Source organism: Pseudoruegeria sp. HB172150 (assembly GCF_013184805.1).
In the GTDB taxonomy this organism is placed as follows: domain Bacteria; phylum Pseudomonadota; class Alphaproteobacteria; order Rhodobacterales; family Rhodobacteraceae; genus Psychromarinibacter.
Genome location: NZ_JAATNG010000007.1, coordinates 157,375 through 171,575 on the forward strand (window position 1 = coordinate 157,375; position 14,201 = coordinate 171,575).

Annotated in this window: 20 protein-coding genes; 8 read left to right on the forward strand and 12 right to left on the reverse strand. The window is 64.2% G+C overall.

Annotated features, from left to right (window positions below; all coding sequences use genetic code 11):
• Positions 1-831, forward strand: a complete 831-nt coding sequence (locus HCO70_RS22630; protein ID WP_172300175.1) for a UPF0280 family protein — start codon at positions 1-3, stop codon at positions 829-831.
• A 4-nt stretch (positions 832-835) separates the two neighbouring features.
• Here HCO70_RS22630 and HCO70_RS22635 read toward each other — a convergent pair whose 3' ends face one another.
• The 5 genes from HCO70_RS22635 to folK form a co-directional block, all read right to left on the reverse strand.
• The gene (locus HCO70_RS22635; RefSeq protein WP_172300176.1) at positions 836-1,585 is read right to left on the reverse strand and encodes a pyridoxine 5'-phosphate synthase; all 750 of its coding nucleotides are present in this window, start codon (positions 1,583-1,585) and stop codon (positions 836-838) included.
• Positions 1,586-1,595: 10 nt separating this feature from the next.
• A complete protein-coding gene (locus tag HCO70_RS22640; RefSeq protein WP_172300177.1) occupies positions 1,596-2,258 on the reverse strand; it encodes a DUF2062 domain-containing protein in 663 nt (220 codons plus the stop codon).
• 18 nt (positions 2,259-2,276) lie between these two features.
• The gene (locus tag HCO70_RS22645) at positions 2,277-4,397 is read right to left on the reverse strand and encodes a bifunctional (p)ppGpp synthetase/guanosine-3',5'-bis(diphosphate) 3'-pyrophosphohydrolase (protein WP_172300311.1); all 2,121 of its coding nucleotides are present in this window, start codon (positions 4,395-4,397) and stop codon (positions 2,277-2,279) included.
• A gap of 27 nt (positions 4,398-4,424) precedes the next feature.
• Positions 4,425-4,778, reverse strand: a complete 354-nt coding sequence (gene rpoZ / locus HCO70_RS22650) for a DNA-directed RNA polymerase subunit omega (RefSeq protein WP_172300178.1) — start codon at positions 4,776-4,778, stop codon at positions 4,425-4,427.
• Between the two features lie 93 nt (positions 4,779-4,871).
• The gene (gene folK, locus HCO70_RS22655; RefSeq protein WP_172300179.1) at positions 4,872-5,453 is read right to left on the reverse strand and encodes a 2-amino-4-hydroxy-6-hydroxymethyldihydropteridine diphosphokinase; all 582 of its coding nucleotides are present in this window, start codon (positions 5,451-5,453) and stop codon (positions 4,872-4,874) included.
• Positions 5,454-5,582: 129 nt separating this feature from the next.
• On the opposite strand from folK, the gene HCO70_RS22660 reads away from it, so the two are divergent.
• The 5 genes from HCO70_RS22660 to rnhA all read left to right on the forward strand — a co-directional run bounded on the left by HCO70_RS22660 (position 5,583) and on the right by rnhA (position 8,971).
• Complete coding sequence (locus HCO70_RS22660) at positions 5,583-6,158, forward strand: NYN domain-containing protein (protein ID WP_172300180.1); 576 nt, start codon at positions 5,583-5,585, stop codon at positions 6,156-6,158.
• A gap of 129 nt (positions 6,159-6,287) precedes the next feature.
• Complete coding sequence (ispH, locus tag HCO70_RS22665) at positions 6,288-7,238, forward strand: 4-hydroxy-3-methylbut-2-enyl diphosphate reductase (protein WP_172300181.1); 951 nt, start codon at positions 6,288-6,290, stop codon at positions 7,236-7,238.
• A gap of 68 nt (positions 7,239-7,306) precedes the next feature.
• Positions 7,307-7,918 (forward strand): LysE family translocator, encoded by a 612-nt coding sequence (locus HCO70_RS22670; protein ID WP_172300182.1) that lies wholly within the window; start codon positions 7,307-7,309, stop codon positions 7,916-7,918.
• Complete coding sequence (locus HCO70_RS22675; RefSeq protein ID WP_172300183.1) at positions 7,915-8,511, forward strand: class I SAM-dependent methyltransferase; 597 nt, start codon at positions 7,915-7,917, stop codon at positions 8,509-8,511. Before HCO70_RS22670 ends, HCO70_RS22675 begins: the two co-directional genes overlap by 4 nt.
• Positions 8,504-8,971, forward strand: a complete 468-nt coding sequence (gene rnhA, locus HCO70_RS22680) for a ribonuclease HI (protein WP_172300184.1) — start codon at positions 8,504-8,506, stop codon at positions 8,969-8,971. The genes HCO70_RS22675 and rnhA overlap by 8 nt, the downstream gene beginning before the upstream one ends.
• A gap of 14 nt (positions 8,972-8,985) precedes the next feature.
• On the opposite strand, the gene HCO70_RS22685 is transcribed toward rnhA, so the two are convergent.
• From HCO70_RS22685 to HCO70_RS22695, 3 genes are read right to left on the reverse strand one after another with little or no spacing between them, the layout of a single operon-like run.
• Positions 8,986-9,222, reverse strand: a complete 237-nt coding sequence (locus HCO70_RS22685) for a hypothetical protein (protein WP_172300185.1) — start codon at positions 9,220-9,222, stop codon at positions 8,986-8,988.
• 3 nt (positions 9,223-9,225) lie between these two features.
• Entirely contained in the window at positions 9,226-10,140 is a 915-nt protein-coding gene (gene fmt, locus HCO70_RS22690; protein ID WP_172300186.1) for a methionyl-tRNA formyltransferase, read from the reverse strand.
• A gap of 2 nt (positions 10,141-10,142) precedes the next feature.
• Positions 10,143-10,475 (reverse strand): helix-turn-helix transcriptional regulator, encoded by a 333-nt coding sequence (locus HCO70_RS22695; protein WP_172300187.1) that lies wholly within the window; start codon positions 10,473-10,475, stop codon positions 10,143-10,145.
• A 46-nt stretch (positions 10,476-10,521) separates the two neighbouring features.
• Here HCO70_RS22695 and HCO70_RS22700 point away from each other — a divergent pair, with 46 nt between their 5' ends.
• Entirely contained in the window at positions 10,522-10,983 is a 462-nt protein-coding gene (locus tag HCO70_RS22700) for a DUF6428 family protein (protein ID WP_172300188.1), read from the forward strand.
• Between the two features lie 40 nt (positions 10,984-11,023).
• Here the strand turns inward: HCO70_RS22700 and def (HCO70_RS22705) are convergent, their stop codons facing one another.
• From def (HCO70_RS22705) to def (HCO70_RS22715), 3 genes are read right to left on the reverse strand one after another with little or no spacing between them, the layout of a single operon-like run.
• Complete coding sequence (def, locus tag HCO70_RS22705) at positions 11,024-11,518, reverse strand: peptide deformylase (RefSeq protein ID WP_172300189.1); 495 nt, start codon at positions 11,516-11,518, stop codon at positions 11,024-11,026.
• Positions 11,515-12,036 (reverse strand): peptide deformylase, encoded by a 522-nt coding sequence (def, locus tag HCO70_RS22710; protein ID WP_172300190.1) that lies wholly within the window; start codon positions 12,034-12,036, stop codon positions 11,515-11,517. Before def (HCO70_RS22710) ends, def (HCO70_RS22705) begins: the two co-directional genes overlap by 4 nt.
• A complete protein-coding gene (gene def, locus HCO70_RS22715; protein WP_172300191.1) occupies positions 12,033-12,554 on the reverse strand; it encodes a peptide deformylase in 522 nt (173 codons plus the stop codon). Before def (HCO70_RS22715) ends, def (HCO70_RS22710) begins: the two co-directional genes overlap by 4 nt.
• A 103-nt stretch (positions 12,555-12,657) precedes the next feature.
• On the opposite strand from def (HCO70_RS22715), the gene HCO70_RS22720 reads away from it, so the two are divergent.
• The gene (locus HCO70_RS22720; protein WP_172300192.1) at positions 12,658-13,827 is read left to right on the forward strand and encodes a MalY/PatB family protein; all 1,170 of its coding nucleotides are present in this window, start codon (positions 12,658-12,660) and stop codon (positions 13,825-13,827) included.
• On the opposite strand, the gene HCO70_RS22725 is transcribed toward HCO70_RS22720, so the two are convergent.
• Complete coding sequence (locus HCO70_RS22725) at positions 13,828-14,181, reverse strand: hypothetical protein (protein WP_172300193.1); 354 nt, start codon at positions 14,179-14,181, stop codon at positions 13,828-13,830.
• Positions 14,182-14,201: the final 20 nt, after the last annotated feature.

A 14,201-nucleotide genomic window follows, 5' to 3' on the forward strand; every position in this document is an offset into this window, starting at 1 on the left:
GTGGAACGCGCCAGTGCCGTGCGGCTGCCGGACGGGCGGCTCCATTTGCAGCACGGGCCCATCGACATCATCGCCGGGGCGGAGGGGCCGGGCCGCGAGGCGGCCTATGCGCGTGCTGAGTTTCGGTTCGAAGGGCTGCTCGCCGAACTGGCCGCCGAGCTCCCTGAACTCCGCCGCCCGGTCACCGACGCCCCGAGGCTGTACGGGCCTGTCGCTCAGGCGATGCTTGCCGCTACCGGACCCTTTGCGCCAGTCTTCGTGACTCCGATGGCCGCCGTGGCGGGCGCCGTGGCGGATGAGATCTGCGGTTTGTTGGGCGGCGACGGCGTCGACAAGGCCTACGCCAACAACGGCGGCGACGTCGCGATCCACCTTACGCCGGGCGCCAGCACCAACGCCGCTATCGCCGCGCCGGTCCCGGCGCAGGTGACGATCACCCATGCCGATCCGATCCGTGGCATCGCGACGTCCGGCTGGCGCGGGCGCAGTCATTCGCTGGGAATTGCCGACAGTGTAACGGTGCTAGCGCGGACCGCGGCGATGGCCGACGTTGCGGCGACGCTGATCGCCAATGCGGTGGACCTGCCGGACCATTCCGGAATAACCCGCACACCAGCACGCGACCTGTCCCCCGACAGCGACCTTGGCGACCGCCCGGTCACGACCGGTGTACCGATCCTGTCAAAGGAGGAAGTCCGTGCGGCTCTCAACCGGGGTCTGACAATTGCCGAAGACTACCGCCAGCGTGGTTTGATCGTGGCGGCGTTTCTCGTGCTTCAGGGCGAAACCACGCAGGTCGGACCCTTCGCCCCGGCCCTGACACCGGGCTGAGGCGTCAGCTGCGTGCCTCGTCCATCAGCTCGCGCATCCGCGCGATTGCCGGCTTCAGCCCGAGGAAAATCGCCTCGCCGATCAGGAAATGGCCGATGTTCAGCTCCATCACCTCGGGAAAGGCGGCGACCGGCTGCACCGTGTCATAGGTCAGCCCGTGGCCCGCATGCACCTCGAGCCCCAGCGAATGGGCGAAGCTCGCCATCTCGCGCATCCGCTCCAGCTCGGCGTCGCGCTCTTCTGATTTTCCCTCGGCATGAAAGTCACAATAGGCCCCGGTGTGCAGTTCCACCACCGCCGCACCGATCCGCGCGGCAGCCTCGATCTGGCGCCGATCAGCGGCGATGAAGATCGACACCCGGCACCCGGCATCGGCCAACGGCGCGATGAAATGCGCCAGCTTGTTCTCCTCTCGCGCCACTTCGAGCCCGCCCTCGGTCGTCCGCTCCTCGCGCTTCTCCGGAACGAGGCACACGGCGTGCGGCCGGTGTCGCAGCGCGATTGCCTGCATCTCCTCGGTCGCCGCCATCTCGAAGTTCAGCGGCACCGTCAGCGTTTCCGCAAGCCGCGCGATATCCTCGTCTGAAATATGCCGCCGGTCTTCGCGCAGATGCGCTGTGATACCGTCGGCGCCGGCCTCTTCCGCCAATTGCGCGGCGCGCACCGGGTCCGGATAGGCCGAGCCGCGCGCATTCCGCACGGTGGCGACGTGGTCGATATTCACACCAAGCCGAAGCTTGCCCAAGGGCTGCATGGCGGCCTCCTTACTCGGCGGGAGCGCTGCCCGATTTCGCCGCCCCGGCCCGCGCCATCGCGATCCGGCGTTTCTCGTAGCGTTCCCGCAGCTTCTTCACCCGTCGCGCCTGATAGGCCTTCACGGCGGGAAGCGCCAGTGCGTAGGAGATCGTACCGAAGATGATGCCTGGAATGATCCCGCCGACGATGTATGGCAAGAACACCGTGTACCAGAACCGCTGCAGCCGATCCCAGTGTGCCAAGTCGTCGTTGAAGACGGATTGCAGGTTGTGCCAGATTTCCTGGCTCGCCTGGCTGAAGGCGCCAAAAACACGGTGGATCGGCACCGTGGCATGGTGATCCAGGATCCAGCTTCCGACCTCCAGGCTGATGGCTGCGATGAAAGGAAAAGTCAGCGGGTTGCCGACGAAAGTGGCCATCAGCGCCGCAAGTATGTTGCCCTGCATAATGAAAGCCAGAATTGCCGCCAGCAGGAAATGAAACCCGAAGAAAGGCGTAAAGCAGACAAAGACCCCGGCGGCGATTCCGCGTGCGATGCGGTGCGGCGGGTCGGGCAGGCGGCGCAGACGGTGGACGACATAATAGAATGCGCGGTTCCAGCCGCCCCTCGGCCAGAACCCCTCGGCGATGAACTGCAGCCAGGTGCGAGGCGTCCGCCGTTTAAAGACCACTGACTGTCTGCTGCCTCCTTAGGGCTTGCGTTCCAGATCGCGGTGCCGCTCGATCGCGGCGACATCACTTTCCGCCTCAACCGCCAGCATTACCGCGTGCAGGTGCTCTGCATCCCTCAGGTCGACGTCGATAATGAGGCGAAAGAAGTCCGGTTTCCTGTCGACAAATTGCAGGTTGGAGATATTGGCCTTCTGCTCTCCGATCAATGTGCAAATCCTGCCAAGCACGCCAGAGTCGTTTGCGATCGTGACGTCAAGGCTGACCGTATGCACCGCCGGATGGTTGCCGGAATGCCAGTGCAGGTCGACCCAGCGCTCGGGACTGTCCTGGAATTCCTCAAGCGCCAGGCACTCGATTGCGTGGATGATCACGCCCTTGCCGCGGTAGGAAATGCCGACGATGCGCTCTCCGGGCACCGGCTGACAACAATTCGCGCGCTCGAAATGTTGATCGGGATCCAGGCCGATGACGGCACGGGACACGTCGATTTCGTCCTCGGTCGCATCGCTGATATCCGGATACAGGGTCGCCACGACCTCGCGTGCGGTCAGTTCCGCAGACCCGAGCCGGGCCAGCAGTTCCTCGGACGTCACGAGCCCCATCTGCTTGGCGGCAGTTGACAGCGCCTTGTCGGTGACCCGCTTGCCGACATGCTCAAACGCGACCCGGGCCAGCTCCCAGCCGAGTTTCACGAACCGCTCGCGATCCTCCTCGCGCAGAGAGCGGCGGATCGCCGCCTTAGCCCGGCCGGTCACGACGATGTCGATCCAGGTCGATTGCGGTCGCTGGCCAGCGGCGGTGATGATTTCGCAGGATTGTCCGTTCTTCAGCCGCGTCCACAACGGCACGCGCATTGCATCGACCTTTGCGCCAACACAGCTGTCACCGATCCGGGTGTGGATTGCGTAGGCGAAGTCCAGCGGTGTGGCGCCGCGCGGCAACTTCACCACGTCACCCTTGGGCGTGAAGCAGAACACCTGGTCGGCGTACATCTCCAGCTTCACATGCTCGAGGAACTCGTCATGATCCTCGGCATTCTCGAACTGCTCGGTCAGGCTGGCGATCCACTTGGTAGGATCGACGGCGAAGGGGTTCTCCGACGGCACACCATCACGATAGGACCAGTGCGCGGCAACGCCGGTCTCTGCCACGTCGTGCATCTGGAAAGTGCGGATCTGGATCTCCACCCGCCGTCCGTCACGCCCGGACACCGTGGTATGGATGGAACGATAACCGTTCGTCTTAGGCTGGCTGATATAATCCTTGAAACGTCCCGGCACAGCACGCCAGCGCTGGTGCATCGCGCCCAGCACGCGGTAACAGTCCGCCTCGTCCCTGCACAGGATGCGAAATCCGTAGATGTCCGACAGGCGCGAGAACGACAGGCCCTTTTCCTGCATCTTGCGCCAGATCGAATAGGGACGCTTCGCGCGGCCCTCGACCTCGGCCGCGATGCCGTTCTTCTTCAGTTCCTTGCGGATGTCGGCGGTGATCTTCTTGACGACGTCGCCGGTCTCGCGCTGGAGCCGGACGAAGCGCCGCATGATCGAGTTCCGGCCATCCGGGTTCAGCACCGCGAAGGCCAGATCCTCCAGCTCGTCGCGCATCCACTGCATGCCCATGCGGCCGGCGAGCGGAGCGAAGATGTCCATCGTCTCGCGCGCCTTCTGGGCCTGCTTTTCGGGCCGCATCGCCTTGATGGTTCGCATGTTGTGCAGACGGTCGGCGAGCTTCACGAGAATCACCCGCAGGTCCTTGGACATGGCCATGAACAGCTTGCGGAAGTTCTCTGCCTGTTTCGATTCCGAGGACGATAGCTGCAGATTGGTCAGCTTTGTCACGCCATCGACAAGTTCAGCCACTTCATTGCCGAACCGCTCGGAAATTTCTCCGTAGGTCGACCGAGTATCCTCGATCGTGTCGTGCAGCAGCGCGGTGATGATGGTCGCATCGTCCAGCCGCATCTCTGTCAGGATCGAGGCAACGGCAACCGGATGGGTGAAGTAGGCTTCGCCCGAATGCCGGAACTGCCCGGCATGCATCCGGCCACCATAGTCATAGGCGGCGCGGATCAGATCTTCGTTGGTGCGGGGGTTGTAGGCGCGGACCCTGTCGATCAGGTCATCGACCTCGATCAATCGGTCCAGCGCCATGGAAGCTTCCCCTTACTTCGGCTCCTGCGCTTCCATCAGCGCGCGCAGCAGCTTCTCTTCGGACATGTCGTCGTCGGCGGGCTTGTCCTGTTCGGCCCCCATGAGGAGCGCCATCGCATCCTCTTCGGGCTCGTCGACCTCGATCTGGGTCTGGTTGCTTTCGATCATCCGCTCGCGCAGATCCTCGGCCTGCTGGGTTTCCTCGGCGATCTCACGCAGAGAAACGACAGGGTTCTTATCGTTGTCGCGGTCGACCGTCAGCGACGCACCAGAAGAGATTTCGCGCGCACGATGGGCCGCAAGCATTACCAGCTCAAACCGGTTCGGGACCTTGTCAACGCAATCTTCGACCGTAACGCGGGCCATGTGTACTCCAATCCTAGTCTGGGAGATCTAGAGGCGCCTGAATACGCGTTCTTTCCACGCTTGACAAGGTTATCTGGGGTGTTTCGCCGTGATTTACAGGGGGATTACGGCCTCGACGTCCGCTTTCGGCAGGGCCGCGACCATTTCGCGCACTGTGACCCCAAGCACCGGATGCGGCCAGTCGGGCGCGATATCCAGCATCGGAACCAGCACAAAGGCACGCTCGTGCATCCGCGGGTGCGGCAGGATCAGCTGGTCCGGCGCGGTCTTCGGCTGCTCCACCACCGGCAGATCGTGCCATCTTTCAAAGGTGTTGCGGTCCGGCAGAACCGCGTCGTCCAGCGCCAGAAGATCCAGATCCAGCGTGCGGCTGCCCCAGCGCTGCACGCGGTGCCGGCCGAATTCTGCCTCGATCGCATGTAGCAGCGCCAAGACCTGACCGGGCTGTAGATCACCCTCCAGTTGCACAACGGAATTCACATAGTCGGGGCCCGCCCCGGCCGGAAAGCACGGTGTTTTGAACAGGCGGCTCTTCGCTGTCACCTCGAGTGGCGAATCATGCAGCCGGTCCAGCGCCTTGGTCAGTGTCTCTGCCGGCGTACTGCATGAAAGCTGCAGATTTGCGCCCAGTGCGACGAAGGTTTTTCGCTGCGTCGTGACGAAATTATGACGCATTTCACCTCATAGGTCTCTTGCGAGCAGGGATTTTCAGCCTATTCTACCCGGCAGTTTCGCCACAACGATTGTTAAACACACACTCACGGACGTCATTGGCGAAACTCATTAACCGAAGGGGCAAAATTTATGTTCTACAGAGACGAACGGCTTGCGCTGTTCATCGACGGATCGAACCTTTACGCCGCTGCAAAATCGCTCGGGTTCGATATCGACTATAAACTGCTACGCCAAGAGTTCATGCGACGCGGGAAACTGCTACGTGCATTCTACTACACGGCGCTGCTGGAGAATGACGACTATTCGCCGATTCGTCCTCTCGTCGACTGGCTGCATTATAATGGCTTCTCGATGGTGACGAAACCGGCCAAGGAGTATGTCGACAGCCAGGGTCGGCGCAAGGTCAAGGGAAACATGGATATCGAGCTCACCGTCGATGCCATGGAACTTGCCGCCTATGTCGACCATATCGTGCTGTTCTCCGGCGACGGCGATTTCCGCCCACTGGTCGAGGCATTGCAACGCAAAGGTGTGCGCGTATCCGTCGTTTCGACGATCCGCAGCCAACCGCCGATGATCGCCGACGAACTTCGCCGCCAGGCCGATAACTTCATCGAGTTGGACGAGTTGAAGGAAGTGATCGGACGGCCACCGCGCGAACCGCGCGATGCGTCCGAGCCGGCGCAGCAGGAAACCGTCGAGTAAATCGCGCGACCCTGCAAAATCTCGGGCCTCGCGGGTTTCACCCGCGCGGTTCTTTGGCATGTACGCCGCGGTACTCTGGACCTGATGGCCAAGGCATCCTAGGTCTGGGGCAAAGAACAAGGCGCGCGAATGTCCAAACCCTCCCTCATCCTCTATCTCGCCGCGCCGCGCGGGTTCTGTGCGGGCGTGGACCGGGCGATCAAGATCGTCGAGATGGCGCTGCAGAAATGGGGCGCGCCGGTCTATGTCCGGCACGAGATCGTGCACAATCGCTTCGTCGTCGACGGGCTGCGCGCAAAGGGCGCCGTCTTCGTCGAAGAGCTGGACGAATGCCCGCCGGACCGCCCGGTGATCTTCTCCGCCCACGGCGTGCCCAAGGCCGTCCCGGCTGAGGCAAGGCGGCGCAACATGGTCTATGTCGACGCCACCTGCCCGCTGGTTTCGAAGGTGCATATCGAAGCCGAGCGCCATTTCGCGAACGGCCTGCAGATGGTCATGATCGGCCATGCCGGCCACCCCGAGACGCTTGGCACCATGGGCCAGCTACCCGAGGGCGAAGTGCTGCTGGTCGAAACCGTGGACGACGTGGCCGGCCTGGACCCGCGCGATCCCGAGAAGCTTGCCTTCATCACCCAGACAACCCTGTCGGTCGATGACACCGCGGGCATCGTCGCCGCGCTGAAGGCGCGCTTCCCGCAGATCGTCGGCCCGCACAAGGAAGACATCTGCTACGCGACCACCAACCGGCAGGAAGCGGTGAAGTCGGTCGCTCCCAAGGTCGACGCGATCCTGGTGATCGGCGCGCCGAACTCGTCGAACTCGAAACGGCTGGTGGAGGTCGGTGCGGCCGCGGGCTGTTCCTATTCGCAGCTGGTGCAGCGTGCCACCGACATCGACTGGCGCGCGCTTGAAGGAATTACCTCGGTCGGGATCACCGCGGGTGCCTCGGCGCCGGAGGTGCTGGTGAACGAGGTGATCGACGCGTTCCGCGCCCGCTTCGACGTCACGGTCGAGCCGGTGGAAACCGCCATCGAGCGCGTCGAGTTCAAGGTTCCGCGCGTGTTGCGGGAACCTGCCTGACGGGCTGGCTGCATGGTTGACCATTCCGGCGGCGCGGGCGATTGTCAGCGCCGTTGAAGGAGCCTCCCATGACCGCCGAATTCCTGCTGACCGCGATCGTAGTCTGCCTGATCCCCGGCACCGGCGTGATCTACACGCTCGCCATCGGACTGGGTCAGGGCACGAAAGCTTCTATCTGGGCCGCGCTCGGCTGCGCCTTCGGGATCGTGCCGCATCTGGCGGCGGCGATACTGGGATTGGCGGCGGTTCTGCACGCCTCGGCAGTCCTGTTCACGGTCGTGAAATTCGCCGGTGTCGCCTACCTGCTCTGGCTGGCCCGGCAGGCGCTGCAGGCTGATGGCGCTCTCTCCGTGCAGGCGGAAACCCGGCGAGAAGCTGGACCGCGCATCGCGTGGCGGGGCGTGCTGCTGAATGTCCTGAACCCGAAATTGTCGATCTTCTTCCTGGCGCTGCTGCCGCCGTTCCTGTCGGGCAATCCCGCCACGGCGACGCTGGAGATGGCCGAACTGGGCGCAGTGTTCATGGCCCTGACGTTTGGCATCTTCGTCTGCTACGGCCTTTTCGCCGCCGAGGCGCGGCGCTGGCTGCTGTCCAGCGCACGGGCGATGCGCTGGCTGAACCGCTCTTTCGCCGCGATCTTCGCGCTGCTCGCCGGGCGGCTGGCGCTGGAGCGGGCATGACCGGCGCCGATGCGGAAACTCTGGGCGTCTACGCCCGCGACGCGGCGCGTTATGCCGAGATCGTGGCGGACACCGATAAGGACCCGGTCCTCAAGGCGCTGCTGAATACGCTGCCCGAACAGTCGCGGGTGCTCGACCTCGGCTGCGGCCCTGGCCACCTCGCCGCAAGGCTGCGCGACCTCGGGCACGAGGTGACGGCCACCGACGCCTCTCCCGAAATGGCCGCGCAGGCCAAGGTGCTGTTCGACCTCGACGTCACCGTCGCGACCTTCGACGATCTCGATGAGGTGGACACCTATGACGGTGTACTCGCTTCGTTCAGCCTGCTTCATGCGCCGAAGGACCGGATGCCGGAGCATCTTGCCACAATACGCCGCGCGCTGCGGCCCGACGGCGTTCTGTCCATCGGGTTGAAGATGGGCGAGGGCGCGCATCGCGACACGCTTGGCCGGTTTTACGCCTATTACACCGATGAAGAGATTACCGGGTTGCTGGAAGCTGCCGGGTTTACCGTAATTTCGCGGTCTTTCGGCGAGGGCAAGGGCCTGGACGGCAAGCTGGCGAAATCCATCGTGCTGGGCGCCCGTGCCTGACCTTTTCGCCTATACCGACGGTGCCTGTTCCGGGAATCCCGGGCCGGGGGGCTGGGGCGTGCTGCTGCTTGCGAAGGACGGCGACACCGTCCTGAAGGAACGCGAGCTGAAGGGCGGCGAGGCCGAGACCACCAACAACCGCATGGAGTTGATGGCCGCGATCCGCGCACTTGAGGCGCTGGGGCGACCAAGCGAGATCACCGTGGTGACGGACAGCGCCTATGTGAAGAACGGTGTGACCGGCTGGATCCATGGCTGGAAGCGGAACGGCTGGAAAACATCCGGCGGCAAACCAGTGAAGAATGTCGAGCTTTGGCAGCGGCTGGACGAGGCGCAGGCGCGGCACCGGGTGACGTGGGAATGGATCAAGGGCCACGCCGGCCATCCTGAGAACGAGAAGGCCGACGAGCTTGCCCGCGCCGGGATGGCGCCGTTCAAGCCGAAGAAAAAGGCAAGCTGAGGCCCGCCAGAACGCTACCGCCGGAAATGCGTCGGCACGATGATTAGCGCGCCGATGGACGAGATGATCGCGTTCAGCCCGTGGCTGCCGAAACTGATCCCGAACATCACGCGCAGGAAATAGAACGCCACCGCGCCGCCAAGGCAGATCAGCACCGACGGGATGTAGCCGTTGCGGGTAAAGCCGGAGCGTTCCGACAGGACACCGACGCAGAACGCGATAAACAGCGTACCGAAGAACGCGAAGAACATGGCCTACTCTCCGCCCATCGATTCGCCCGGCGCAATGTCCCAGCCGCGCAGCACCTCCGCCGTGTCCTGCGCCCCGCGCCCGGCCCGCTGCAGCCGCGTGATCCGCACCGCGCCGGACCCGCAGGCCACCGTCAGCGCATCGTCCAGAACGGTGCCCGGCACGCCCGACATATCGGCAACCCGGGACGACAAAAGCTTCAACCGTTCGCCGCGCAGCATGGTCCAGGCGCCGGGAAAAGGCGAGAGACCGCGGATCAACCGGTCGACCTCTGCCGCCGGCTTCGACCAGTCGATCCGTGCCTCGGCCTTGTCGATCTTTTCGGCATAGGTCACGCCCTCCTCCGGCTGTACCTCCGGCACCAGATCCGGCAACCGCGCCAGAGCTTCGACGATCAGTCGCGCGCCCAGCGCCGACAGCCGGTCGTGCAGCGTCCCGGCCGCCTCCTCCGCCCCGATCCCCAGCGCCTCGCGCAACAGCACCGGCCCGGTATCCAGCCCCGCCTCCATCTGCATGATGCAGACCCCGGTCTCGGCATCCCCCGCCATGATCGCCCGCTGAATTGGCGCCGCGCCGCGCCAGCGCGGCAGCAGCGAGGCATGGATGTTCAGGCAGCCGTGCTTCGGCGCCTCGAGCACCGGTTTCGGCAGGATCAGCCCATAGGCGACGACCACGGCCACATCGGCCTCCAGCTCGGCAAACGCCTGCTGGTCGGCAGCATCGCGCAGCCGCGCCGGATGCCGCACCGGCAGCCCCAACGCCTCCGCCCGCGCCAGCACCGGCGACGGCCGCTCTTTCTTACCCCGGCCCGCCGGGCGCGGCGGCTGACAATAGACGCAGGCAATCTCGTGCCCGGCCTCGACCAAAGCGTCCAGCACCGGCACCGAAAAGTCCGGCGTTCCCATGAAGACGACGCGCATGTTCAGGCTCCCGTTCGCTTCGCCGGTCCGCAGCACGCCCGCACCGTCGGGTGGCCGCCGCAGCAATCCTCGATCAGGTAGCCCATAAGCCCGCCGAGCGCATCAAAATCCACCCGATAGATGATCTGTCGCGACACGCGCTCCGGAACGACCAGCCCCGCCTGCGCCAGCGCGGCAAGATGGAACGACGCCCGCGACGGCGCGGCACCTGCATGCTCTCCGATGGAACCGGCCGGGGCGCCGTCCTCCCCTGCGGTCACGAGGAAGCGTAGCATCCGCAGTCGCGTAGCGTCGGACAGAGCGGACAGTGATTTCAGTGCTTGACTCTCTTCCATGTCTCAATATTTCTTGAATTGTTGAGATATGCAAGGAGAATCGCCGATGACACGTGCCCCCGCCTCCCTGCTGGCCCTTGCCGAAACGCTGGAAAGCGCCGATCCCGCCCTGCCCGTCCGGTTCCACGTGCAGGGCGCGGCGCTTGGCGACGGCTACCACATCACCGAACTGAAACTGGCCGATATCGAAAGCATCGACTGCGGCGGCCGCCGCAACGCCTGGCGCGAGGCGCTGGTGCAGGTGCTCGACGGGCAGGATGGCGAAGCGTTGGTGGCCGGTAAGGTCGCATCGATCCTGCGGAAAGGCCTGGCGGCAATTCCGGGGCTGGCCGACGTGCCGTTTGCCGTCGAATGCGCGCCGGGCAATCTGGGACTGTCCCGGTTCGCGCCGGGCAGGCCGGAAACGGCGGGCGGACAGATCGTGATCCCGCTGGAAAACGAACGCGCCCTCTGCAAACCGGCCATCGAGTCTGGCTGCTGCGCCCCAACGAACGCCTGCTGCGCCTAAGGCTGGGCGCGGCCCGACTATTCCAGTAAAACTTGCGCCCTCAGCGCCGCTTCGCCGCCCTCTTCAGCAGCATCTTCCGTTTCAGCGGGCTGAGATTGTCGAAGTACATCCGCCCGTTCAGATGGTCGATCTGGTGCTGCACCGAGGTCGCCCAAAGCTGCACGAAGTCGCGCTCCTCCACTTCGCCGTGATCGTTCAGGAACCGCACCGTCACCGCCCTCGGACGCTCCAGTCTGGCAGAGACACCGGGCAGGCAGGGGCTCGCCTCCTCGTGCCCGCGCGGTTTGACCGAGGCGTGCAGGATCTCCGGGTTGGCCAGCCGCACCGCCTGACCGCGCTCTTCCGAGGCGTCCACCACAGCCAGCCGCAGCATCACACCGATCTGCGGCGCGGCGAGGCCCACGCCGGGCATCGCCTCCATCGTATCGATCATGTCGTCCCAGATCGCGCGGATCTCGTCGGTGATCTCTTCCACGGGATCCGCAATCGTCTGCAGCCGCTTGTCTGGCCATTGCAGGATGGTCCGGGCGGTCACACGGTGCCCCCGTGCGCCGCAAGCTCCTTCAACTGCGGTTCCAACGCAGCAAGGCGCAGATGCGGAACGCGGTCGGTGATCAGTACGCCATCGAGATGGTCGTATTCATGCTGCGCGCATCTGGCTTCCGGCCCGGTCAGGTGCCGCTCAACGGTCTCGCCATCGAGCGTGCGCCAAAGCAGCCGGATCTCCGCCGGACGCCGCACATCCATCGGCAAGCCGGGGATCGACAAACACCCCTCCTCGCCGGTCGCCCGTTCCTCGGATTCCCAGACAATCTCCGGGTCGATAACCACCACCGGATCGCGTTCCGCTCCGTCCTTCCAGTGGCAGTCCATCACGAACAGACGCAGCCCGACGCCCACCTGCGGCGCGGCCAGCCCGCGCCCGGGCGCGTCGTACATGGTCTCGGCCATGTCCGCCGCCAGCCGGCGGATCTCGTCGGTGATCTCTCCCACCGGGCGGGCCACCTGCTTCAGGCGCTCGTCGCCATAGACCAGGACCGGCAGACGGCTCACAGCCGTGCCCTTTCCCGCTTCAGCTTGACCATCTTGCGGGTGATCATCTGGCGTTTCAGTGGCTTCAGGTAATCGATAAACAGCTTGCCGTTGAGATGGTCGATCTCGTGCTGAACACAGGTCGCCCAGAGCCCATCGAACTGTTCTTCCTGCGGCTTGCCGTCGATATCCAGCCAGGCGACGCTCACCTCGGCAGGACGCTCCACTTCGGCATATTGCTCGGGGATCGACAGGCAGCCTTCCTCGTAGGTGTTCATCTCCTCCGACGTCCAGGTGACCTCGGGATTGATCAGCACCATCGGACGTGGCGCTGCATTCTCTTCTTTGACACAATCCATGACCAGAAGCCGCGTCATCTCGCCCACCTGCGGCGCAGCGAGCCCGATTCCGGGTGCCTCGTACATCGTCTGCAGCATGTCGTCGGCCAGCGCCCGGAGCTCCGGCGTGAACTCGGCGACGGGCGGGCAGACCTTTTTCAGGCGCGGATCTGGGTGGATCAGGATGTCTCTCACGGTCATGGGACGCATTTAGGTCAAGCAGTTGCGAGGCGCAATGTTACTTGCGCCCGCCGGTCAGGGGGATAGCTTGCCCCGGCACTCACTGAACGACAGGACACGACTTATGAACTTCGACGAGATCCGGGACCGGAGCGGTATCGATTCCTCGAAATGGGGACGCATGGAAGAGTTTTCCGGGGTTTCGCCGACGGACGGCATCGCGATGTGGGTCGCGGACATGGATTTCGGCTGCGCCCCGGCGATCCGAGAGGCGGTGCGCCGCGAGGCGGAACACGGGTTTTTCGGCTATTTCGGCGACCCATCTTCGGTCAGCGAGGCGATCTCGGGCTGGATGACCGACCGGCACGGCTGGGCGGTCGACCCGAAATGGATCAGCTACAGCACCGGGGTTGTCGCCGGCTTCGGCCAGGTGCTGGAGGCATACACCGAACGCGGCGACGGTGTAGTCCTGTTCTCGCCGGTCTACCACGCGTTCTTCTACAAGCTGCAGGCGATGGGGCGCGAGATCGTGCAGTCCGAACTCGTCAACAACGACGGCCGCTACGAGATGGACCTCGATGCGCTGGAAGATCTGGTGACCGACCGGGTCAAGGCTGTGGTGCTCTGCTCGCCGCACAATCCCGGCGGCCGGCTGTGGGAGGCGGAAGAAATCTCGGCACTGGCCGATTTCTGCGTCAAGCATGACCTGATCCTGATCTCGGACGAGATCCACATGGACCTCGTCTTTCCCGATTCGAAGCATGTGCCAACTGCCATCGCCGCACCGCGGGCGAAGGACCGGCTGGTGACCCTGACCGCTGCCTCCAAGGGCTTCAATATCGCCGGCGGCGAGACAGGGTTCATCATTGCCGAGGACGAGGAGATCCGGAAACGGCTGGAACCGGTGCAGAAATACATGTCGGGCCCGCCGAACCGCTTTGGCATGATCATGGTCCGCGCGGCACTGACCAGCGGCGGCGACTGGAGTGACGCGGTACGCGCCTATCTCAAGGACAACTTCGACCTCTGGCGCGAGCACATCGAGGGCATACCGGGCGTCCGCGTCATGGACATGAAATCGACCTATCTGACCTGGATCGATTTCTCACGCACCGGGCTGCTGCCCGGGCAGACATCCGACCGGATCCGCAAGGATGCTAAGATTGCGATGAGCCCAGGCGCACAGTTCGGCATGGGCGGCGACCATTTCCACCGCTTCAATATCGCCATGCCGCGCCCGCTGCTTATCGAGGCTATCGAGCGGATGGAACGCGCCTTCGGCGACCTTCAGTAATCAGTCGGGAGACCCCAGAAGCGCGACGGGCGCATTCTCGTCGCGCACGAAGTCCAGCGGCGCCTTGTCGACAGCGGCTGTGTTGCGCTTAAACTCATAGACCATCTCGCCATTCTCTTCGGCGCTGGCAACGATCAGAGCCTGATACAGGTGCTGCCCACCGTTGTAGAGGTCGACAAAGCCGCGCAGATGCGGCGCATCGTGCCTGTCCAGCGCAAAGCCGTCTTCCCAGTAACGCAGCACACGGAACAGTTCATCGCCCACCCGCACGCGCAGGCGGCTCTTTTTCTTGAGGTCCGCCTTGCGGGCAGCCTCCAGCCCTTCGAGGACCTCCTTTGGCAGGTAGTCGGTCATCGTGTACCCCTCCATTGGGG